Source organism: Clostridium neuense (assembly GCF_045310695.1).
GTDB lineage: Bacteria > Bacillota > Clostridia > Clostridiales > Clostridiaceae > Clostridium_S > Clostridium_S neuense.
Window position 1 is genome coordinate 168,151 of the sequence record NZ_JBJIAA010000001.1, and the last position, 23,332, is coordinate 191,482.

Genomic DNA, 23,332 nt, shown 5'->3' on the forward strand with positions numbered 1-23,332 from the left:
TTTATTAGTTTTACTGCTATTTTTGAGAGGACTAATTTATTGTTCTCAAATCACATGGGCTGACGCCCAAACCCCCAGCCTAATTTGACTAATTTATTAGTTTTACTGCTATTTTTGAGAGGACTAATTTATTGTTCTCAAATCACATGGGCTGACGCCCAAACCCCCAGATGTTTACTTTTCTACATATGCTTTGGTGAAATATAGAACATCCATTGGTGTTCTGTAAGTGCCTTTAACATAACTCTTCATGCAGCAAACAACATTATATTCATACAAAGGTATAATAGGCATATCATTCATTAAAATATCTTCTGCTTGATGCATTTCATCAAATCTCTTTGCAGGATCAGCTTCAGATTTAGCTTCTTTAACAAGTTTATCATATGCTGGATTGCTATAGCCTGTAGTATTATTTCCTCCGTTAGTTACCCACATATCTATAAAGGTCATTGGATCAGCATAATCTGCAGACCAACCATTTCTCGATATACCAGCATATGTGTGTTTAGTTGTTTCATCAAGCTGAATTTTTCTTTCAACTGCTCTAAGATTTACATTTATATTTAAATTGGTTTTAAGCATTTGTTGTATAGCTTGTGCTATATCTGGATTATTTCCATCAGAATTATACATAAGCTCAATAGTTGGCAAGCCCTTTCCATCGGGATATCCTGCTTTAGCTAATAGCTGCTTTGCTTGAGCTACATCTCCCTTTGCTGGAAAGTATTTTTTACCCTTGAATTGCTTTCCGTCAGGTCCTAACATACCAGTAGGTACAAAACTTGTAGCTGGAACTTCACCGCCTTTTACTACATTTTTAACTAAAGCTTCTCTATCAATTGCCAAATTAACTGCTTTTCTAAAATCAGCATTATTCATTGCCTTAGCAACTACTGGATCAAGCTTAGCTTTTGGATCTAGATTAAAACCATAGTAATAGTTTCCTATATTAACATAAGTTTTTGCCTTCCCCTGTTTTAGAAGATTAGGAGTTTGTTCTGCTGGTGGTGAATCGATTATATCAACCTGTCCCGATTGAAAAGCTGACATATAGCTTGTTGCATCATTTAAAACTGTATAGTTTAATTTATCAAGTTTAACAGATGACTTATTCCAGTAATAATCATTTTTAACAAATTCTAATTTGCTGTTTTGTTTCCAGGTTTGCAATTTAAATGCTCCATCAGAAACATAACTTGAAGGCTTTAGTGCCCAACCACTTGGATCCTTACTTACAATATCTTTTCTTTCAGGCATATAAGTTTGAAATGCCATAAGTGATAAGAAATATGGTGTTGGATTTTCCAGTTCAACATCAAGAGTATAATCATCTGTGGCTTTTACTCCAACTTGATCAGCTGTAGCTGATGCAACTCCTGGTGTTTTTTTATCCGCTGGAAGAGTGCTTTCATTATAACCTTGAGCATTTTTCAAATAATACAATTGATATGCATACTCAGAAGCTGTATCTGGTGCCAAAGCTCTCTTCCAGCCATACTCAAAGTCATGAGCAGTTACAGGCTTTCCATCTGACCATTTTGCATTTTTTCTTAAATGAAAAACATAGTGTTTTCCACCATCAGTTATATCCCAGCTTTTTGCAATTCCAGGATGTGGCTGATTTTTTGCATCTACCTCTGTAAGACCTTCAAAAGCATTCGCTATTACTATTCCACCTTCTACAGAAGTATTTAATCCTGGGTCTATAGTTTTAGGATTAGCACCTAAATTATACGTTATAACCTGATTTGAATTTTTTCCCGCTGTACTTCCACAGCCACTTAATAATGATCCTACTAACAAAGTAGATAGAGTTAAAGCAACTATTCTACTTTTTCTGCTTTTTAACATTTAATTCCCCCCTAAATATATTTAATTTAATATAAATTACATGCAACCTTATGTCCTCCGCCTACATCTTTAAGTTCAAAATCGGCTTCTTCACAATTAGGTTTAGCATATTTACATCTTCCTTTAAACCTACAACCCTTTGGAGGATCTATTGGTGATGGTATTTCTCCCTCCAATATTATTCTTTTGTTTTTCTCCGCCATATCTGGATCTGGAATTGGTATTGCTGAAATAAGAGCTTTTGTATATGGATGAAGTGGATTTTTATAAAGCTCACTGCTATCTGCTAATTCAACCAATTTTCCCAAATACATTACGCCTATTTTATCTGATATATGTCTTACCATTGACAAATCATGGGCTATAAATAAATAAGTAAGACCTAAATCATCCTGTAAATCTTCAAGCATGTTTACTACCTGTGCTTGTATTGATACATCAAGAGCAGAAATAGGTTCATCACAAACAATAAATTCTGGCTGTACCGCAAGTGCCCTAGCGATTCCAATTCTCTGCCTTTGTCCTCCTGAAAACTCATGTGGGTATCTACTTGCATGATCTGGATTTAATCCAACTCTATTTAATAAATATTGGATTCTATCGTGCTTTTCTTTCTTACCCATTAACTTATGAATTTGTATTGGTTCACCTATGATATCTTCAACTGTCATTCTTGAATTTAAGGATGCATATGGATCTTGAAATATCATTTGAAGCTTTCTTCTATATGGAAGCATAGCCTTATTTTTTAACTTTGCTATATCCTTGCCGTCGTAAATAATTTGGCCACTTGTTGGCTCATAAAGCTTTAATATAGTTCTTCCAGTTGTTGTTTTCCCACAACCCGATTCTCCAACAAGCCCTAAAGTTTCACCCTTTTTTATCTCAAAAGAAACATCATCTACAGCCTTTATATAACTTTTTGTAGCTCTAAATATTCCTCTATTAATACTAAAAAACTTAGTTAAGTTTTTTACCTCTATAAGATTATCTTTTTTCTCCATTAGCCTACACTCCTTTTAATATCTTGCATAATTTCTAATGCATAAGGATGATTAAGCCAACAGCTAGAATAATGTCCTTCATTAATTTTGTAATTTTCAGCTCTCCCCTCAAAACATACCTTCATAGCATACTCGCATCTTTCAGCAAAAGGGCACCCCTTAGGAGGAGCTAGTAAATCTGGAGGTGTTCCTTCAATTGGTTTAAGCCTTTCCTTTACTTCTAATTTAGGATTTGGAATACTCCTTAAAAGTCCCCAGGTATATGGATGATTTGCATTATAAAAAATATCTCTTGAGGTTCCACTTTCAACCACAACCCCACCGTACATGACATTTATTCTTGAGCACACATCTGCCACAACTCCCAAATCATGTGTTATAAGTATAATTGACATATTTAATTTTTGTTTAAGCTCCTTCATAAGCTCTAGTATCTGAGCTTGAATTGTAACATCAAGTGCTGTAGTTGGTTCATCAGCAATTAAAAGCTTAGGCTCACAAATTAATGCCATTGCTATCATTACCCTCTGCCTCATTCCACCAGAGAACTCATACGGATATTGCTTTATTCTCTTCTCTGGACTAGGTATACCAACTAAGTTAAGCATTTCTATTACCTTTTTTCTAGCTTCACTTTTACTCATACTTTTATGCCTGATTAAAGGTTCACTTAATTGATCGCCTATTGTAATTACTGGATTTAAAGATGTCATAGGATCTTGAAATATCATACCTATTTCATTTCCTCTTATATTTTCCATTTCTTTTTCAGAAAGCTTGGTCAAATCTTTTCCATCAAACAAGACTTCGCCCTTTTTTATAACACCATTACTATCTAAAAGCCTCATAACCGTCATCATCGTTATACTTTTTCCACTTCCAGATTCACCTACAATTCCTATTGCCTCTCCTTTATATAAATCAATTGTAACTCCTCTTACAGCTTGAACCTCACCAACATGAGTATTAAATGAGGTGTATATATCATTAATTTCAAGCAACTTCTCCATAAATATTCCACCTACCTTCTCATTTTTGGATCTAATGCATAAGTTAGTCCATCTCCTAATAAGTTAAATGCCAACATAGTAAGACTTATTGCCAGTGCTGGAAATATTAATTGATATGGGTATAATTGATATCCACCTAATGCATCCGAAGCAAGGCTACCCCATGATGCAAGAGGTGCTGGTATTCCAAGACCAATGAAGCTTAAAAATGCTTCTTGAAATATTGCATCTGGTACTGAAAGAGTTAATGTAACAATTATTTGACCTAAACAATTTGGGATTAAATGCTTTAAAATTATTCTCATATTAGATGCACCTATAGTTTTTGCTGCAAGAACAAATTCCTGCTGCTTTAAAGACATGATTTGTCCTCTAACAATTCTTGCCATAGTAACCCAAAAGGAAATTGTGAGTGCTAGTATTATGCTGATTAAACCGGGTTTTAAAACAATCATTATTAGTATTACATATATTGTCATTGGTATAGCATATATGGCTTCAACAACTCTCATCATGATATTATCTACAATTCCACCAAAATACCCTGATATGCCTCCATATATTACTCCAATAAAAATACTAAGTATGCTTGCTACAAGACCTATTGTTAATGATATCCTAGCCCCCTCAAGAACTCTTACAAATAAATCTCTTCCAAATTTATCTGTACCAAACCAATGTGAAGCACTTGGCCCAATATTACCATTACTTAAATTTTGAGCTGTATAGCTATATCTTGATAGCATAGGTCCAAATATTGCAGCTAAAGCTATAAATATAACAAATCCTAAACCAAACATAGCTAATTTATCTTTTCTAAGCCTTCTAATTACATCTTGCCAATAACTTAAACTTTCCCTTTCTATTTTTTGAGAATTTTTTTTCTCTTTAGGTACAACTTTAAACATATCCTTAGAAACTTCCACTTATATTCCTCCTAACTATCTAGCTTAATTCTTGGATCAATTACAACATACAGTAAATCAACGATTAAATTACAAATTATTAACAAACTGCAAAAAAACACGGTTACTCCCATAATTACGGTATAATCTCTATTAGATATACTTTGTACAAATTGTCTTCCAAGTCCAGGAATTCCAAATACACTTTCTATTACAAAGCTTCCCGTAAGAACTCCTGCTGTAATTGGTCCTAAATATGTCACTACCGGAATCAATGAATTCTTAAGTATGTGCTTAAAAATAATTTTATATTTTGATAATCCCTTAGCTCTAGCAACTTTTATGTAATCTGTCCTTATAACTTCAACTATACTAGATCGAATGAGCCTTGCAATAAAAGCCATATAATATAATCCTAGTGCCACAGCAGGCATTATATAATTTAAAGGACTGTCAAGCCCAACTGCAGGTAGAATATTAAATTTCACCGCAAAAATATATATCATAACCGGAGCTAGTATCATGCTTGGAACTGCAACTCCAAAAGTAGATATAAGCATACATATGTTATCTAAAAGTTTCCCCTGCCGAAGCGCTGCAATTATTCCAAGAAGCATACCAAATACAACTGCAAAAATAATTGCACAAATGCCGACTTTTAATGATGCTGGAAATAAATTTTTTATAAATTGGTTTACTGTCATTCCTTGTGTGTACATAGAAAGTCCTAAATCTCCATGAACTAAATCTATTAAATAATTTTTATATTGAATTCCAAGTGATTTATTCAATCCAAACTTTTCATTTAAATTGTCCATAACCGCTGCTGGTAATTTTCTATCTCCAGTAAATGGCCCCCCTGGAATAGCATGCATTAAAAAAAATGTAATAGTGATTACAAACCAGAGTGTAATTATACTTGAAACTAACCTTTTTAAAATATATTTAAACATCTTCTCCCCCCAAATACTTATTAGTTTACATTTCACATATAAATTCCTGTCTTCAAATCCAGACCAGGCATTGTGGCATTTTAAAACTTTTATCGCCACATTGTTATTAATATATTAATATTACTTAATATTTATTAGTTATTTGTTAAGCATATTTATATATTACCATTATTTTTTTACTTTTTCAATATATTTGAATATTATTAATTATATTGTTTTTATATATTTATATTACAAAAGTGTTTTTTATGTCTAAATAGTAAAAAATAAGGATGTCATGAAATTTCATAACATCCTTATTCTATGAGTACAGAGGACAATAAAAGATAATTTTTTCCCGATACGCTTGGAAAAATCTTAAACTTAATGCTTGGGCATGATTTAAATATAGTATTCAGCACAGCTTACACTATTAAATTATAATATTTACCTTAGAGTAGTGAAAGGTAAATCTACCTTAGCTTTTTGTCATAGGTAAAAACCTTCACCTTTCGCATAGCGAAACCCTTAACTATAGTTTTCTGCAAATTAATTTTATAAATTTAAATATTATCTTGGCATTATAAAAAAATTTGCATATATAGATTATAGGAATTTAAAGATAAACAACTTGGAATATTAAAATTAGCTGAATTCTGTTTTGGAACATGTTGGTTATATGAACATATATCAGTTGACAATTGTCAACTGATTAAGGCATGGAAAATATTACTTGTCAAATTATAACATCAGCTATTTTAAGCTTTCAGCTTATTCATATTTACCTGCATATTTCGTTTATTTTGTTTAGCTGCTCTTCTAAATTTCTTATGATTAATTCTTCATTTTCGCCTTCTACTCCATTATATTCTAGCGTTACTATATCAGGCTTTGAGTAATTAAGCACCCAAGCTAATAATTCATATTCTTCATCTTGCATAGCTTGATGAGTATCTTTTGGAAAACCATTCTTGTCATATCCAGAACCATTTACATGTATTTCCTTAATGCGATCAAGTGGAAGTCTTTTGAGATAATCACGAATATCCCATTCATTATATTTGGCTGTAATTTTAGTATGAGAGATATCAAGTAAAAAACAAACATCATTATCTATATATATTTTACTTATCTTTGATGCATCAGTATACGGATATAAATCAAATAACGTCCTATCAGTAGGAGAATCAGGAGAATTTTCTAAAAGAAGTGGAACTTCCAACTTATCCTTAAAAATTCTAATGTGATTTGACATAAGCGAATATATTTCTTCATCTGTCATGCCTTCATGCATATCAGCATTTCTAATTGCAAGGTGAACTCCATAATGAGGTGAATTACATTTTTTAATTAGTTTATTTGCACGATTAAAGTCTATAACTTCTATATTTTTCATTCCTGTATTTTCAAAGTAACCTAAACCATGCAGTAAAACCGGACGCATGGAACGCATAGTTTCAAATTCCTTATCAAAGTTTCCAAATGCACCAGACTTAACATAATCAACCTTAACAGCATTATTTTCCAGAAGACTTTTTAAAGCTTTTGACCAATTACATCCTATATACATAACCTAGTTCTCCTATCTCTTTAAAATATCTATACTTTTTTAAACATATTTAATATATTTTTCCCAATCTTGTACAAGTATGAAAATACGCTATCATTATACTATTCTATATATAAAAAATACAAGGCATAAAGCATACCTTGCATTTAGAATCTACATTAAATTACCCGATAAAACGCTATTTATATTTTCATTTGCATTACTACTATCACTAGCTTGATTCTGATCTTGATTTTGGCTTAAAAGTTGAAATATAGAACTCATCATTTCATTACCATTACCACCACTATTACCTAATCCTAAGCTGCTGTCACTACTACTGCTATCGTCATCACTGTCATCAATACTTCCTAAGTTATCAGCTGTGCTATATGCACCTGACATACTCTGCAAACTTTGTAATTGAAGTAATTTCTCTAATTCATCCAGCTTACTCGTTTGTGATGATTTATCTGCACTGTCAACCTTTGTATTTCCATTCACTTTTGTAACATCTGTAGAATTTTTACTAGTTGAAGTTTGCATAACATCCCCAAGCAATGTTGAAAAATCAATATCATTACCTGAATTGCTACTGCTATTGGTACCATATAAACTTTGTAATGCATTTTGCTGCATAAGCTGAGATACTGCGTCTACTGACATATTTATTCACTCCTCCTTTGTATTTTATTAAAGATAAACCGCCTTGAAACTTGAAATTTATTTGTACCAAAATACCATCTTCTTGGCATTTTAGTGTACATGAATTTCAATAGTTCAAGCGGTTTATATATAATTAATTGTACCCTTTCAGTTTTCCGACTTCCATATTTTAATAGTTTTTTTATAAAAATTTTATTATTAGTTATTAATAAACTTGCATCTAGACTTTCCTCTTTTCACTAAAAACAAAATTTAAAATAAAAAATCCTTTATACAATTTCTAATTGCTTCTTCTGTACTACTAAAATATATACCGTGATTTTTGAGTTTATTATTTGATATTCTCAAATCTTTATTTTTTTCTTTATATCTTTCAACATCCTTTATTAAAATTTCTTCAATTCTATAACTTAATCCCATTGCAGCAATAACTGTTTTTGCCACCTCATATGTGCTTAAATTATTTTCACTTCCTGCATTATAGACTCCAACTGGTAAATCAATAATTTTATCAAAGTTCTTTACTAAATCATGCACATATGTAATTCCTCTATATTCATTTGCCGGAAATTTTACAGCTTTATTTTCCATTAACGCTTTTGCTATATTCCATACTATGTTAGAATTTGTTTTCTTTTGTCTTTCTGGAAGATCAAAAAGCCATGTAAGTCTCAAAATAACTACGTTTTGCATCACTCTAAGTATTTCTTTCTCCGCTTGAATTTTATGCTTTCCATATACGTTATTAGGCACATACTTCTCTTCATCATAAGGTCCAACCTCATCGTTTCCCCCGTATACTTGGTCAGAACTTAAGTATATTAACTTTGCTTTTGTCTTTACACATGCTTTTGCAACATTAATTGAGCCTTTAACATTTACTTCAAAAGATTTTTCTGGATTTCTTTCACATGCACCTGTATCTGATATAGCAGCTGCATGAACTAAATAGTCAGGCTTGTATTTTGATATTATCGAAACTGTTTGCTTCTCATTTGTTATGTCTAAATCATCATGACTGAATCCAATAATATTGTATTTTTCTTTATAATAATCAATAAATCTCGAGGCAAAAAAACCATCTTTTCCAGTAACAACTATCGTTTTCATAAAAATCCTCCTTTTAAGGATGATTTACCTTTTGCTACGCTCAGGTAAATCTTAGAATTTAATAGTGTCAGCTATGCTGAACACTATATTTTAAGTGCTTTGCGCGCATTAAATTTAAGAATTTTCGCAGCGCCAGCAGAGAAAAATCATCCTCAACTGTCAACTGTCCACTGTTATAACTCTACTTCTCTTTCTTCAATATTTAACGCCGTTCCTCCAACCATTACTTCAACAATTTCACCATTTTGAACCTTTAGGCTGCTTAAAATTTGTGAAGGTCTCCCCATAGAATACCCTTGCTCAAAAACTAAACTTTGTGAACTTTTTTCATTAACAATTCCATGCTTGTACAGGTAACAGCTTAGTGCCCCATTTGAAGTTCCCGTTGCTGCCTCTTCTGGTATGTCATATAATGGAGCAAGATTCCTGCAATGAGCAGTTCCATTATTTAGCGTTTCTAAAGTAAAAACATGATATCCAATGACCCCATATTTTTTACTAATACATGATACCTTATCAAAATCAGGTTTCATATCCTTAAGTACCTTAAGTGACTTTACTGGAACTAAAATATCCTTTAAACCTGTAGATACAATTTGAACAGGAAGTTCACTCATAATATCATTTTCATCTAAATTTAACGAAGCTGCTATTTCCTTTTTATCAAGTATTTCATAAAATTCAGGCCTTGTCTGTTCCATATAAATTACATTATCTTTATTGCACTCTATCTTTAAAATACCAGCCTTTGTTTCTTGAGAATATTGGCCCTTACCTATAATGCCTTTGTGAGCCATCAAAGTAAAAGTCCCAATAGTTGCATGTCCACATAAATCCACTTCAGCCTTCGGTGTATAAAATTCCACTTTAAAATCAGCTTTATTTGATTTCTTTACAAAAGCTGTTTCTGAAAAACCAACCTTTGCTGAAATTTTCTGCATTTCTTCTACCGATAAAGAATTTGCATTTAAAACAACTCCTGCTGGATTTCCTCCTCTTTCTGTTTTTGCAAAAGCATTTAATGTATAAACTTTTATATTCACTTACATCATATCCTTTCTCGATTTAAAAATTATACCTAATACAAACACTAAAAACAGAACTATCCATTTTATAGTATAATATTAAACTATTTAACATTGACTGTCGAGTTCATAATTATTAAATGGATTTTCAAATTACATATAGATAAACCGCTTCAACTATTGAAATTCATGTGCACCATAATGCCCAGAGAACGGCATTTTGGTACAAATAAATTTCAAGTTTCAGAGTGGCTTATCTTTAATAAACTCTAATGAGGAATCTATTATCTCAGGCAAATCCTCTGGAAACCAATGTCCCAAACCTTTTTTAATAATAAATCTATTTTTTAAACCAGCTTCAATAAATAAGTTTGATATTTTCTTTTGAACTTCAAATTTTTTATCATTTTCTCCTGCTATAATAACTGCTTTAATACCTTTTTTATGAGCATTTTCTATGGTATTAAGGTCAAGCTCTACTTCACTGGCATTCAAAGCTATAACTCCTTTAATTTGTAAAAGACTTGTTTTTAAAGCAATATCTATAGCAAGTTCTCCTCCTTGTGAAAAGCCTCCTATAATTATATTTTCCTGGTCTACAGAATATTTATCTATTACATTTTCATATGCATTTCTTATTTCTTTATAGGCTTTTTCTTTATCATCCCAACAATAACTAAAGGAATGAAATAATTGAGAGGACTGAGGTGTTAACACTATATACTCTTCTTCTAATTTTTGTGATTGCCAATGTGCTCTAAAATATTCTGCATGTCCATTAGAATTATGCAAAGCAATAAACAATGGATACTTTTTATCCTTATTATAATTCTTAGGCAAGCTTATCCTCATTTTAGGTTTTGAAGCTAATTTACCTTTTTCACTAACCTCCATCCAGCTTTCTACATAAGCTTTAAATTCTTCTTTATCCCAAATTTCTTTAAGGAACTTAGGTATAAACCACTTTCCTTCATCTAAATATCCATTTAATAGTTCAAGAGCTTTATCCATTTTTCCAAGTTCTATATAGTATAGAATCACATCAAAATCGATTAAATCATCCATGTATTCTCCAAATTTTCTATTGCTTTTTAAAAACACAATAAGTTCTTCTAAATTTCCCTTATCATATAATTCACTGCAGCTTTCATCAAATTCTTCAAAAGCCTTTACCTTCATTTCAAACATAATAAAAAATCCTTTCTTTCAAAAACAAAAATAGGCTGCAAGTGAAATAATATTTCGCTGCAGCCTTAATAAAACTTATGTTATTGCATAAAAAAACCATACATTAAGTATTGCATTTAAAACATAACAAATATAAAATTATAATCATTTTAATATTATAAATTTATTATTCTAATTTAGTTTCTCCACTTCTCTTTGTATATTTTGCATTCTCATATCAGTCTCAGTTATGATATCTGCACATTCCTTCAATTCATTTTTTATATGTACTGAATTACCATCGCCTGTTTTATAATACAGTTTATGTTCAAGGCTTGCCCAAAAATCCATTGCAATTGTACGTATTTGAACTTCAACCCTTACAGGCTCTACATGGTCTGAAAAAAATATAGGAATCTCCAAAACCATATGAAGGCTTCTATATCCATTAGGTTTTGGATTTCTAATATAATCTTTTTCTTTGATTAATTTGATATCATCTTGATTTTTTAGCATTTCTGCAATTTCATATATATCACTTACAAACGAACAAACTACTCTTATTCCTGCTATATCATTTAAATTTCTTCTTGCAGATTCAATGCTTTCTTCTAATCCCTTGCGCCTAAGCTTCCCCATTATGCTGTCCGGCAGCTTAACTCTTGACTTCATATATTCTATTGGGTTTCTTTGCCTTCTTATTTTGAATTCGTAATCAAGTATATCGAGCTTAGTACTAATTTCTTTTATGGCTGCTCTATAAACCATCAATGCTTCCTGCATTTCACGCATTTCCTCTTTAATGAAAGGCATTTTACTTACAGCATATGCTTTATCCATAATCATCCCATCCCCATATTAACTCATAATTTCATCCCAACTATAATTAATGTAAACATCACATAACTTATGAAGTGCTCTTGTAGCCATTACATATGATACTTTATCTTCCTCATCGTATTTTCCTGTATTAACCATAATTACTCCATCGAACTCTAACCCCTTAGCAAGGTATGATGGAATTACTACTTCTCCGCCGGAGTAAATTAAGTTTTCTCTATCTATTACCTTTACATATTGAACATTTTTAAGTACATTTCCAAAGTGCTTTGTTTCATCTATATTTCTGCATATTATACCTATGGTTTCAAGCCCGCTGTTCTTCATATTTATTATCTGTTCTTCTACAATTGAAGCAAACTTTTCATCGCTTTCTACTGCTATTTTCTCAACCTTTTCGCCTTTTCTTACAAGTGGTACTATACCTTCATTATTTAAGAATTTATTGGCATATTTCATTATTTCAGCTGTAGACCTGTAACTTTTATTAAGCTTAAATAATTCACCCTCCATTTCATTAAATACTTGAAGAAGTTCTTCCATAGGAACCTTATCCGAAGCTAATGGTATAAGTCTCTGATTAGAATCACCAACAACAGTCATGCCAAGGCACTTTGTAATTTCTTTTATAACTATAAATTGAAGCTTGCTGTAGTCCTGTGCCTCGTCAATTACAACATGTTTTATTTCTCTTTTCATTTTGATGCCTTCAAGCTTAATTCTCAAATAAAGAAGAGGTGCTAAATCATCCACAGTATACATCTTTTCACCATTAATGGTTTTATAAACTTCAAGTACATCTTCTTTATTAAGGAAGGTGAGCTCTTTTTTTATCTTCATAACCATTTCTACAGCTTCTCTTATTTTTAGTTTTCTTTTATACGCCATCTGATTTCTATTTAATTTAAGTTCTTCTTCCGTACTACTTTTGATAAGCTCTTTATACTCTTTTTCTATAGCTCTTACCCTTTCATCTCTGGCATCTTTAAGCTTTGCAAAAATTATTCTCTTTATTTTTTTATTCCTTCTATATAAAGGCATATCCTTGTAATACTTGTTAAAAAGTTCCTTTATTTCAGCTTCGGATATAACCTCTTTATCATAGTAGTTTACTGAACTCATGCCCTTTTCATACCTAGAATTTAAAGCTTTTAATATTTGATCCAATTCCTTTATATAGTCATCAGACAACTTATGCCTTGTTTGCTCTATAAATTCCTTATTGCCACTAAGTATAAATTCCATATAATTTTTAGTACTCATTATATCTCCAGTATCCAAATCAAGCATATCTAGAGCAAAATCAACAAAGGTTTCTTGACTTATCCCCTCTTCACCAAGAGTAGGTAAAACCTCTTTTATGTACTCCATAAAAATTTGATTTGGTCCTAAAATCAAAACCTTATCCTGAAGTACTTTTCTATAGTTATATAAAAGGTATGCCACTCTATGAAGTGCTATGGTTGTTTTACCACTTCCAGCTGTACCATTTACCACTACAATTTTATTTCTCGGCTGTCTTATTATTTTGTCCTGCTCAGCTTGTATTGTCATAACTATATCACGAAGCTTGCTTCCGGAATTCTCACTTAAAACCATTTGAAGTATGTCGTCCTTAACATCGACTTCTGAATCAAAAAGTCCTTTTAAGTCCCCTTTTTTTATAACATACTGTCTTTTCTTTAAGATATCAACAGCTACATCACCCTCTGGTGAAGCATATTTAGCTGAGCCAAGAGATGCAGTATAAAAAAGTGACGCAACAGGAGCCCTCCAGTCTACTATAAGCGGTGCAAAGCTTCCCTCAACAGTAATTCCAAACCTACCTATATATATTCTATCTTCTCCATATTCCTCGTCGTTAAAATCAACTCTTCCAAAATAAGGGGAAGATAAAAGCACCGTGAACTCCTTTAACCTTTTATCTATTATTCTAAAAGTTTCCTCTTTCACATACCTTTCATGATCAAAATACTCTATTATTTTATCCTCATCATCTTCGAACTGCTCTATGTTTTTCTTTCTTGCTTCAACTATATATTTTGATACATCTTTTCTTTTTTTAACATAATTTAGAATTTCCCTATTTATAATTTCTATTACACCTTTTAATTTATCAGCTTCTTCAAGGAATTCCTGCTCCTTCTCCTTGTCTTTAACTATTGTGTTAATATCTCTTCTTCCTTCTCTTTCCATGCGGAACTCTCCTTTACAACTTGCATAAATTCATCCCCCATAAGGGTTTCTTTTTCAAGCAATATTTCAGCAAGCTTATTTAATAGTTCTCTATTTTCTGTAAGAATTCTTTTAGAATTATTATGCGCATCTTTAATAATTCTAAGTACTTCTTCATCTGCTGCCGCTGCTGTAGCATCACTACAATTTTGCATTGGTCTCCCATCAAGATATCTATTGTTTTGGTCTTCAAGTGCCATCATATCAAATTTATCTGTCATTCCATACATAGTCACCATATTTCTGGCTGTCTTTGTAGCCCTTTCTATATCATTAGATGCTCCTGTAGAAATTGCATTAAAAACAATTTCCTCTGCTGACCTTCCACCAAGCATAACAGCTATTTGATCAAGCATTTCCTCTTTAGTAACAAGGTATTTCTCTTCTTCTGGAAGCTGCATGGTATATCCAAGTGCTCCCATAGTCCTTGGCACAATTGTAATTTTGTGAACAGGGTCTGTATGCTTTAAAAGTGCTGCTATAAGGGCATGCCCCACCTCATGATAAGACACAATCTTCTTTTCTTCGTCAGATAATATTCTATCTTTTTTCTCCTTACCTGCTATTATAACCTCAACTGCCTCTTCTAAATCATTTTGCTCTACTTCTTTTCTTCCTTGTTTAACTGCCAAAAGTGCTGCTTCATTTACTATATTTGCAAGGTCTGCTCCTACTGCTCCTGGAGTTGCCTTAGCTACAGACTCAAGTGATATTTCTTCTGACATTTTAACGTCCTTTGAGTGTACCTTAAGTATAGCTTCCCTACCCTTTAAATCTGGTCTATCAACAATTACACGCCTGTCAAATCTTCCTGGTCTTAAAAGAGCTTTGTCAAGTACCTCTGGTCTATTTGTAGCTGCTAAAATTACAACACCTTTAGAAGAATCAAAGCCATCCATCTCAGCAAGAAGTTGATTCAAGGTTTGTTCTCTTTCATCATTTGAACCACCAAGTCCAGTTTCTCTACTTTTTCCTATAGCATCAATTTCATCTATAAATATTATACAAGGAGCCTTCTCTTGAGCCTGCTGAAACAAATCTCTTACCCTTGCAGCTCCCATACCTACGAACATTTCAACAAAATCAGAGCCTGACATAGAAAAGAAGGGTACATGTGCTTCTCCAGCAACTGCCTTTGCAAGAAGAGTTTTTCCTGTTCCCGGAGGTCCTACTAAAAGTGCTCCCTTAGGAAGTTTTGCACCTATTTCTGTATATTTATCAGGATTGTGAAGAAAATCTACAATTTCAACAAGAGATTCCTTTGCCTCTTCCTGTCCTGCCACATCTGCAAATGTCTTTCCTGTCTCATTTTCTGCATAAAGCTTTGCATTGTTTTTTCCAAAGGACATTACACCATTTCCAAGCTTTTTATCAAGCATATCAAAAACAAACTTACCAACTATAAGTAAAAGTCCCATAGGAAACACATATGTAAATAAAAAGCTTTTAATAGGATCATTATTTTTTAGTATAGCCTTTATTTCTGCTCCAGACTTTTTAAGTTCATCCTTTAAATCCGGATCATATATCCTTCCAGTATATAAAATCTTTTTATTGAAACCAGTTCCAGCCTTAGGTATTATAACAATCTTATCATCTGATACTTCTACTTGACTAATTTTTTTGCTTCCTAGTAAATCTAGAAATTTATTATAAGTAATTTCTTGAGTCCTTATTGCAGCAGATGCATAATTAATGATTAAAACAAATACCATAACCCCTAAAGAATAAAATATTGCATACTTTAGTTTTTTATCTTTAAAATCTTTATTATCAAACACGATTTTTTACCTCCCATTGTATTATTTATAATACCATAAAATAGAGTAAAATTTATTAATAAACTTTAAAAATTAATTAAAATATCAACCCAATGAATCCTAGAGTTTTATTATAATGTATTCATACATATTTTACTACTATTCATAGGCAAACAATTTCAATTTTGACATTAGCAATTTATAATTGTAAAATTATTCTTGTAAATAAAACGATTGAAAGGGATATAAAAATGAATTTAGTTAAATCATATGGAAAATACATAAAACAAAATATTGATAACCCATCTAAAGCTTTAAACCTTTTAAAAACAGGATTTTCCTTAGAAAAATTTTTAGTATCTTATTTAAAGGACAAAAACTTACCCCCATCCCTTAACTACTTAAATAAACTTTGCCTAAATTTTATACTTAATCCTATTAAGCATCCAGATGATTCTGCCTTTGTAACAATATTTGCACCTACAGAAATACTTCATGCCTTTAATATAAATCCATTTTTAATGGAAGGTTTTTCATCCTTTCTTTCAGGTATCGAGTGTGAGGATGCTTTTATAGACTATGCAGAAAAATCTGGAATATCAGATACTCTCTGCAGCTATCACAAAGCCTTCGTGGGTGCTGTAGAAGCGGGTGTGGTTCCAAAAACAAAATTTGCTTTAACTTCTTCTATGATATGTGATGGAAATTTAAACACCGTTAGATTTATTTCTAATAAATATAAAATTCCTTATTACTATCTAGACATCCCATATGAGGATAATGAAGACACAGAAAGATACGTAGTAGAACAGCTTCATGAAATAGTTAAATTTATAGAAGATGCAACCTCTAAAAAGTTTGACGAGGAAAAATTCAGAGAAGTAATTAAAATTGAAAATGAAACCAAAATTTATATGCGAAAATTTTATGAAGGTCTTAAAAATAAATACTTTCCAAACACTCTTACTTTAGAAATGTACAGATTATTTGCTTCCCATTCAGGGCTTGGCAAAAAAGACGTTCTTGATTTTTATAAAATGCAGGCAAGCGACATAGAAAAATCCCCAGCTTACACAGGTAAAAGAATTTTGTGGAGCCATGTAATGCCATTTTACAGTCCAACTTTAAAGAATTATTTTAATCTTAACCCCGATTATCAAATCCTAGCCTGTGATTATAACTTTGATAATATGGATGACTTAGACTTTAATCATCCTTACGAAGCCGTTGCAAAAAAACTTCTTTTAAATAGGCTCAACGGTCCTTTCCAGAGAAAAATAGACAATGTCACAAAAATGGCAGAGGATTTTAACGCAAATGGAGTCATAAATCTATGTTCCTTTGGCTGCAAGGAATGCAGTGGCGGCACTATGCTGTTAAAAAAGGCTTTAAAAGAAAAAAATATACCTTATCTTTCAATTGACGGCGATGCAGTTGATAAAAGAAATGCTCATGAAGGTCAAATAAAAACAAGACTAGAAGCCTTCATGGAAATACTTGAAAGCAAATCGGAGGTAGCAAAATGATTGGTTACGTTTGTAAGTACACCCCTTTTCACATCATGGAAGCTTTTGGAGAAAAAGCCGTAAAAATCGATCCAAATGTACGCGGCTTTGATAAAGCTGAAACTTTGATGCATCCTAATATATGCACCTATGCCAAGGCTGTACTTGAAGAATGTATAAATTCAAATATCTATAATTTAGTCTTGGTAAATTGCTGTGACAGCATAAAAAGACTTTATGATGTTTTAAAAACTGATGAAAGATTTAAATTTGTTTACCTAATAGATGTTCCCAGAAAAAGAAATAAAGCCTCAGATTTAATGATGAAAAAACAAATTACAAACTTTATAGAGGCAATGGAGGAGTATACAGGAAGTAAATTTGATGATGATAAATTTATAAACCTTGTTAATTCATGTTCTGAACCTAAAATAGAGAACAATTCAAACATAAACCTTGCAATTATGGGTTCCAGAATAAAGGATTCAACCATAAAACAAATTACAGATGCAGGTGCTGGTGTAAATTTTAATTTTACCTGTACGGGTGATTTTTCAAGAACCACTAAACTTAATAAAAATGAAGATTACCTTTTAAGTTACTCAGCATTTTTATTAAACTCTTTTCCATGCATGAGAATGGTTGAAAATGACGATAGAATTAATGTACTAAATGAAAACTTAGGAAACATTGATGGTATAATTTATCACACTACAAAATTTTGTGATGCCTATTCCTTTGAATATGCAAAGCTAAAGGATTCTATCTCAATTCCAATGCTTAAAATAGAAACAGATTACACAGAGAAGGGTAATGGTCAAATGAAAACAAGAATAGAGGCTTTTGTAGAAACGTTAAAAACCAAAAACAACAACTCAGAAAAAATCAAAAAAAATAGTTCTAACTCAACCAATGCAGATATTTTAGTAGCTGGAATAGACAGCGGCTCAACCTCAACAAATGTAGTAATAATGAACAAAAACAGAGAAATTCTTTCCTCTTCTATAGCAAGAACTGGAGCTAAAAGCCAAAATGGTGCAGAGGCAGCAATGAAAGAAGCTCTTGAAAAATTAAATTTAACTAGAGATAAACTTACAAAAATAATTTCAACAGGTTATGGACGTGTAAGTATCCCCTTTGCTGATGAGGAAGTAACAGAAATCACCTGTCACGGAAAGGCTGCATACTTTTTAAACAATTCCGTAAGAACTATAATCGATATAGGTGGCCAGGATAGTAAAGCAATAAAACTCGATAATAAAGGAAATGTAATTGATTTTGCTATGAACGACAAGTGCGCTGCTGGAACCGGACGCTTTCTTGAAATGATGAGCCGCAGCCTTGAAGTTCCTTTAAACGAAATGGGTGAAAAATCTTTAGACTGGAAGGAAGATATAGATATTACAAGTATGTGCAGTGTATTTGCAGAATCTGAAGTAGTATCGCTAATTGCTCAAAACAAAGAAATACCAGACATAATTCATGGTCTCAACAAGGCAGTTTCAACTAAAACTGCTGCTCTTGTAAATAGAGTTGGAAAAGAAGAAGGTTACATGATGACTGGCGGAGTTGCGAAAAATGTAGGTGTTGTAAAGTGCCTTGAAGAAAAACTTCAAAGCAAAATATTTATACCAGAGGAACCCCAAATAGTTGGAGCAATAGGTGCAGCGCTTATTGCACTTGAAGAAGAGTAATTATTTAAAATTTTTTAGACTATTAAATAATTACTAAAAATATGTATACTTATATTAAAGAATATTATTATATGAATAAATCCCAGTCAGTAATACCAGGTGTTCTCACAGCTATTGGTGCATTAATATACTTTGCATATCCAATTACCAATGCACAGTTCATACATTGTGAACTGTGCATTAATTTAAGTTTCTTATTAATTATCAATTGATGTAGTTTCTCCCCTAAAATCAATAATTAGCTCTTTGCTTTCTCCAAATATTTTTTTCATTCTTACCTTTGCAATTCCATTATTAAAATCTCCTGCCTCATCATATATAGGTTTTATTATAATTTTTCCTTCTTTATTTATATATCCCCACTTTTTTATTCCAAATTTTTTAATCATAAAAGCGGCAACTCCCTCATGAAAGTCTCTAACAAGCTCAAATTTAGGTTCTATTATCATCTCACCATTTTGATTAATAAATCCCCAATTATCTCCTACATTTACCCTTGCAACTTCATCATTAAAAATTCCTATATAATCAAATTTAGGTTCTATTACAATCCTTCTTTCTACACTATCCATATATCCATACTTACCCTTTTCATTTATATATCGCATTAGGCTAAGCTTTTCGCATTTTTCATCACCTATAGCAGCCTCTATCATCTCCTGCATATTTACTTCTTCATCCTTAACCCTAAATTTAACCTCTATATCGTTATAAAAATTTACCATAATTATTTTTCCTATTGTAATGCTGCTTTCATCAACTTTAAAATTTATATAAATATTATACTCATTTCCACCCATAAATAGTTTTCTTGCTTCTTCTTTAGAAAGCTCTATAAAAAATGAACATAAATTTGATACAAAACTTGTTGTCCATTTTTTCCAAGCAACATCAAAATTTAATATACGCTTTTCACAATCATAATTAACTGGATTTAGCTTTGCGGTTCCAGCACTGGTGCAATTTAATTTAAGCAAATTTTCTTTAAAGCTATTTTCATCATAAAAATCATTTTTATTAATAGTAATTGCATATATCTTTATTTCACTGTCATTAATTTTAATATTCATACTTCCCATATCGATTTTTATTTTTTTATTTAAGCTCATTAACTTACCATACAAGGTGTATTCTATATTATCTTTATATAATTTTTTTATAAGCGAATTATCTATTACAGCAAAAATGCCATACACCGCAGGTACAGTTACTTCATCTATAATATTCCACATAACCTCTAAAATAATTGAATTTGTTTTTATATCATATTTATCCTTATTCAATTTAATCTTACCAATAGGAATCTCACCCATATTCCTTATTCTTTGTCCAAATTGGCTTTCATCTTCAAGTAAATTTTTACTTAAATTCATACAATATACCTTGCAATCATATCCATTGATACCTATTAGTACATTTTGCTCATTTATATATACTTTATCCCCCACTGCAATAAAAGACCCATACACATCATACCTATCACTAAAATCTATATGTCCGTTTACATTTTCCTTACTTATAATGCAAAAAAAATAGTTACTGCTGATTTTCTCAACACAGTTAATACCATACCATTGAATCTTTATGTAGCAAAACCCGGTTTCAGAATCAAAATCCTTCTCACTTAATATTGCCCTTCCGATTGGCATTGGCTTTATATCTAGTACTCTTTTACCATATTCATCATAATTCTCAAAAGGATCTCTTTTAAGCATGCTTTCGAGTTTATCGATTTCCAATCTAATAGCCATACTCTTCATCTCCTACAAAAAATTAACTCACAACTCGTTTTAAGAACATTATGCATAATTTTAAGTTTGATATATTTTTAAATACACCTTAATAATATTTATTAATGAATTTTTTAATTTATGAATATAAAAAAATAATATGGGCATTCTAATTATTGTTAAGGGGTTTAAAGTCGTTGAGCGAAGAGTGATTAGGATCTTATTTCAAAGGTTCGAAATTATTCGACTTGCGATATAAATAAGATCACAATCACATATATTAATACTTTTTTAGTAAAGTTATAATTAGGTGAGAGGTTTTATTTGTGTCAATGGACGATTATTATGTGTTTTCATAGGGCTTTATATTGAATTAAACTTTATAAGGTTTTAAAAGATATATGATAGTCAAGCGAAGATTTACTAGTGTTCCGCAGGCTTATAAATAGTTTTATACCATTTTAAGCTAAAGATTATATTAATTGAGATATTAATATAGTTTTTAAGGTATGTTATTAAATCGAATGAAAATTTATATATGTGGTGAGATGCTTATAATAAAAAAATCAAAAGGTTTATTTAAGTGTGTAATTATATATATAAGTCGTAATAAGATGGCTTTAAGTTCTAAACAAATATGGTAGAAAATTTTAAAATTTTCTACCATATTATTATTTCACAAAAAATAAAGGAACTACAGAACAAATCAAAATTAAAATCATAACTATATAAAATATCTTGCCTAAAGTACTTCCCGCATTTACAGTCCATCCTACACCAAATCTTTTTTCAACAAAAACCGATGGATCCTCTTTATTATAATATATTGTATTTCCAAACTTCCAGAATCTATCATCATCTCTAATATCAACATCTTGAGCTTTATTTTCTATATCAACCTTTAGCTTACTTCCACCTTGTCCAACTTTAATTGAAATAGTTACAGATACAACTGTGACTCCAACAACTATAGCAATTATTATAAACGGCAAAATTATTTTTGTATCTAACTTAATAATCTGCATAGTTTGTAAATCCTCAATTAGAAAAATAATCTGCATTATATAATTAATAAATATAATATATATACCCCATATCTTTCTAAACTTAATACTTCTTATTTTTGATTCCTCTGGGTTCCTAGGATTTATTTCTTTTTTACTCCATCCAATAGATTTATACGAGAAAATCATAATAACAGTCATAAGCAATTGCATTAATGGAAATATAAGCACATTGATATAAGATTTAGTGGAATACCCGTTAGGCTTGCCATCAAGTCCCCAATGTGTAGGGAATCTATATGGCAGCTTAGAATAATTAATGATATTTATAATTGCACAGGCAGCTACTATAAGAAATGATATTGAAAACCACCAAGCTGATGGCATAATTTTATTTTGATTTTCTTTACTAAAATTAGTATCTATAACAACAACTTGTCTCTTAGTTTTAAGCCATTTTTTTTCATTTTTAAGCTTAGAAACCATTCTATTGTATCTATAATAAACTAAAAAATCAACAAACATAAAAGCAAATATCAGTACCATAAATAGCCACAAATAAGCAATCTTATATATAAGCACCGAAAACACAACAATCACTGGAATACCAATAGTCAAATTTGCAGCTATGTACTTCTTCCCTATGCTTTTTAATTCGCTGCTATTTCTTTCACTTTCCGGTATCCTAATTCCTAAAAATATATCTTTTTTAGAAGCATTTAATGAAACTACCTGTACTGCAACAGAAATAATCATAGTCAATGCAGATATTAAACTTAACACTATTCTATCATTCATATAAATTCACCTCTACTTATGTAAAGTATAAAAAATTTAAGAATTATACGCATCATAAATTTTCTTACATAAATCTAAAAATTCACTTTTCCCTATTCCTCTACAACTGCAATCAGCTATAACGTACTCTAATTCCTCCTTAAGCTGTTCATTAAATTCTCCACTATTTTTAGGCATATCCTCACTTACTACTGCTCCTATTCTCCTGTCTATATTAAGATATCCCTCCTGCTTTAATATATTGTAGGTTTTATTTACAGTATGAAGATTTATACCTATGTCCTCTCCCATTTGCCTAACAGAAGGAAGGCTTTCCCCTTTTTTAAGTTCACCTTTGGCTATTCCTTTAACTATTTGACGCTTTAATTGTTCATATATTGGTGTTTCAGATTCAAAATCTATTTTTATCAGCAAAAAAACCACCTTCTTCCACTGTCTAAACTCTTGCATAAATATTTTTCAATTCTTAAATTATTATATCGTAATTATATAATTCCATCAAACTTATTTACGATATATATAATATAGAATAAAGTGGAGGTGT

At 31.2% G+C, this 23,332-nt stretch carries 18 protein-coding genes; 2 read left to right on the forward strand and 16 right to left on the reverse strand.

The window, feature by feature from the left end:
* Positions 1-174: 174 nt before the first annotated feature.
* The 13 genes from ACJDT4_RS00770 to ftsH all read right to left on the reverse strand — a co-directional run bounded on the left by ACJDT4_RS00770 (position 175) and on the right by ftsH (position 16,078).
* Positions 175-1,854, reverse strand: a complete 1,680-nt coding sequence (locus ACJDT4_RS00770) for a peptide ABC transporter substrate-binding protein (RefSeq protein ID WP_406785617.1) — start codon at positions 1,852-1,854, stop codon at positions 175-177.
* Positions 1,855-1,880: 26 nt separating this feature from the next.
* Complete coding sequence (locus ACJDT4_RS00775; protein ID WP_406785618.1) at positions 1,881-2,858, reverse strand: ABC transporter ATP-binding protein; 978 nt, start codon at positions 2,856-2,858, stop codon at positions 1,881-1,883.
* Positions 2,858-3,868 carry an ABC transporter ATP-binding protein gene (locus ACJDT4_RS00780; protein ID WP_406785619.1) on the reverse strand — a complete coding sequence of 337 codons (1,011 nt, stop codon included), beginning with the start codon at positions 3,866-3,868 and terminating at the stop codon, positions 2,858-2,860. Before ACJDT4_RS00780 ends, ACJDT4_RS00775 begins: the two co-directional genes overlap by 1 nt.
* Positions 3,869-3,879: 11 nt before the next feature.
* A complete protein-coding gene (locus ACJDT4_RS00785; protein ID WP_406785620.1) occupies positions 3,880-4,794 on the reverse strand; it encodes an ABC transporter permease in 915 nt (304 codons plus the stop codon).
* 11 nt (positions 4,795-4,805) lie between these two features.
* On the reverse strand, positions 4,806-5,726 hold the full coding sequence (locus ACJDT4_RS00790; RefSeq protein WP_406785621.1) for an ABC transporter permease: 921 nt from the start codon (positions 5,724-5,726) through the stop codon (positions 4,806-4,808).
* A 760-nt stretch (positions 5,727-6,486) separates the two neighbouring features.
* On the reverse strand, positions 6,487-7,275 hold the full coding sequence (locus ACJDT4_RS00795; protein WP_406785622.1) for a multinuclear nonheme iron-dependent oxidase: 789 nt from the start codon (positions 7,273-7,275) through the stop codon (positions 6,487-6,489).
* 153 nt (positions 7,276-7,428) lie between these two features.
* The gene (locus ACJDT4_RS00800; protein WP_406785623.1) at positions 7,429-7,920 is read right to left on the reverse strand and encodes a hypothetical protein; all 492 of its coding nucleotides are present in this window, start codon (positions 7,918-7,920) and stop codon (positions 7,429-7,431) included.
* Between the two features lie 252 nt (positions 7,921-8,172).
* Positions 8,173-9,030 (reverse strand): SDR family oxidoreductase, encoded by an 858-nt coding sequence (locus ACJDT4_RS00805; RefSeq protein ID WP_406785624.1) that lies wholly within the window; start codon positions 9,028-9,030, stop codon positions 8,173-8,175.
* Positions 9,031-9,203: 173 nt separating this feature from the next.
* Positions 9,204-10,073, reverse strand: a complete 870-nt coding sequence (locus ACJDT4_RS00810; protein WP_406785625.1) for a PhzF family phenazine biosynthesis protein — start codon at positions 10,071-10,073, stop codon at positions 9,204-9,206.
* Positions 10,074-10,298: 225 nt separating this feature from the next.
* Entirely contained in the window at positions 10,299-11,243 is a 945-nt protein-coding gene (locus tag ACJDT4_RS00815) for an alpha/beta hydrolase (RefSeq protein ID WP_406785626.1), read from the reverse strand.
* Between the two features lie 171 nt (positions 11,244-11,414).
* Positions 11,415-12,062 (reverse strand): GTP pyrophosphokinase, encoded by a 648-nt coding sequence (locus ACJDT4_RS00820; protein ID WP_406785627.1) that lies wholly within the window; start codon positions 12,060-12,062, stop codon positions 11,415-11,417.
* Between the two features lie 18 nt (positions 12,063-12,080).
* Positions 12,081-14,258: a HelD family protein gene (locus ACJDT4_RS00825; RefSeq protein ID WP_406785628.1), complete on the reverse strand. Its 2,178-nt coding sequence runs from the start codon at positions 14,256-14,258 to the stop codon at positions 12,081-12,083.
* A complete protein-coding gene (ftsH, locus tag ACJDT4_RS00830; protein WP_406785629.1) occupies positions 14,222-16,078 on the reverse strand; it encodes an ATP-dependent zinc metalloprotease FtsH in 1,857 nt (618 codons plus the stop codon). Before ftsH ends, ACJDT4_RS00825 begins: the two co-directional genes overlap by 37 nt.
* A 230-nt stretch (positions 16,079-16,308) precedes the next feature.
* Here ftsH and ACJDT4_RS00835 point away from each other — a divergent pair, with 230 nt between their 5' ends.
* Positions 16,309-17,583: a 2-hydroxyacyl-CoA dehydratase subunit D gene (locus ACJDT4_RS00835; protein ID WP_406785630.1), complete on the forward strand. Its 1,275-nt coding sequence runs from the start codon at positions 16,309-16,311 to the stop codon at positions 17,581-17,583.
* The gene (locus ACJDT4_RS00840) at positions 17,580-19,256 is read left to right on the forward strand and encodes an acyl-CoA dehydratase activase (protein WP_406785631.1); all 1,677 of its coding nucleotides are present in this window, start codon (positions 17,580-17,582) and stop codon (positions 19,254-19,256) included. The genes ACJDT4_RS00835 and ACJDT4_RS00840 overlap by 4 nt, the downstream gene beginning before the upstream one ends.
* A gap of 197 nt (positions 19,257-19,453) precedes the next feature.
* Here the strand turns inward: ACJDT4_RS00840 and ACJDT4_RS00845 are convergent, their stop codons facing one another.
* From ACJDT4_RS00845 to ACJDT4_RS00855, 3 genes are all read right to left on the reverse strand, one after another.
* Positions 19,454-21,007: a WG repeat-containing protein gene (locus ACJDT4_RS00845; protein WP_406785632.1), complete on the reverse strand. Its 1,554-nt coding sequence runs from the start codon at positions 21,005-21,007 to the stop codon at positions 19,454-19,456.
* Positions 21,008-21,657: 650 nt separating this feature from the next.
* A complete protein-coding gene (locus ACJDT4_RS00850) occupies positions 21,658-22,788 on the reverse strand; it encodes a DUF1648 domain-containing protein (RefSeq protein ID WP_406785633.1) in 1,131 nt (376 codons plus the stop codon).
* Positions 22,789-22,824: 36 nt separating this feature from the next.
* Entirely contained in the window at positions 22,825-23,202 is a 378-nt protein-coding gene (locus ACJDT4_RS00855) for a GntR family transcriptional regulator (RefSeq protein WP_406785634.1), read from the reverse strand.
* Positions 23,203-23,332 lie beyond the last annotated feature (130 nt).

Excerpts from the sequence above, each read along its gene's own strand:
- ACJDT4_RS00850 (WP_406785633.1), bottom strand. The coding sequence starts at position 22,788 with ATGAATGATAGAATAGTGTTAAGTTTAATATCTGCATTGACTATGATT.
- ACJDT4_RS00790 (WP_406785621.1), bottom strand. The coding sequence starts at position 5,726 with ATGTTTAAATATATTTTAAAAAGGTTAGTTTCAAGTATAATTACACTC.
- ACJDT4_RS00805 (WP_406785624.1), bottom strand. The coding sequence starts at position 9,030 with ATGAAAACGATAGTTGTTACTGGAAAAGATGGTTTTTTTGCCTCGAGA.
- ACJDT4_RS00825 (WP_406785628.1), bottom strand. The coding sequence starts at position 14,258 with ATGGAAAGAGAAGGAAGAAGAGATATTAACACAATAGTTAAAGACAAG.
- ACJDT4_RS00820 (WP_406785627.1), bottom strand. The coding sequence starts at position 12,062 with ATGGATAAAGCATATGCTGTAAGTAAAATGCCTTTCATTAAAGAGGAA.
- ACJDT4_RS00775 (WP_406785618.1), bottom strand. The coding sequence starts at position 2,858 with ATGGAGAAAAAAGATAATCTTATAGAGGTAAAAAACTTAACTAAGTTT.
- ACJDT4_RS00835 (WP_406785630.1), top strand. The coding sequence starts at position 16,309 with ATGAATTTAGTTAAATCATATGGAAAATACATAAAACAAAATATTGAT.
- ACJDT4_RS00840 (WP_406785631.1), top strand. The coding sequence starts at position 17,580 with ATGATTGGTTACGTTTGTAAGTACACCCCTTTTCACATCATGGAAGCT.
- ACJDT4_RS00780 (WP_406785619.1), bottom strand. The coding sequence starts at position 3,868 with ATGGAGAAGTTGCTTGAAATTAATGATATATACACCTCATTTAATACT.
- ACJDT4_RS00815 (WP_406785626.1), bottom strand. The coding sequence starts at position 11,243 with ATGTTTGAAATGAAGGTAAAGGCTTTTGAAGAATTTGATGAAAGCTGC.
- ACJDT4_RS00800 (WP_406785623.1), bottom strand. The coding sequence starts at position 7,920 with ATGTCAGTAGACGCAGTATCTCAGCTTATGCAGCAAAATGCATTACAA.
- ACJDT4_RS00845 (WP_406785632.1), bottom strand. The coding sequence starts at position 21,007 with ATGGCTATTAGATTGGAAATCGATAAACTCGAAAGCATGCTTAAAAGA.
- ACJDT4_RS00795 (WP_406785622.1), bottom strand. The coding sequence starts at position 7,275 with ATGTATATAGGATGTAATTGGTCAAAAGCTTTAAAAAGTCTTCTGGAA.
- ACJDT4_RS00770 (WP_406785617.1), bottom strand. The coding sequence starts at position 1,854 with ATGTTAAAAAGCAGAAAAAGTAGAATAGTTGCTTTAACTCTATCTACT.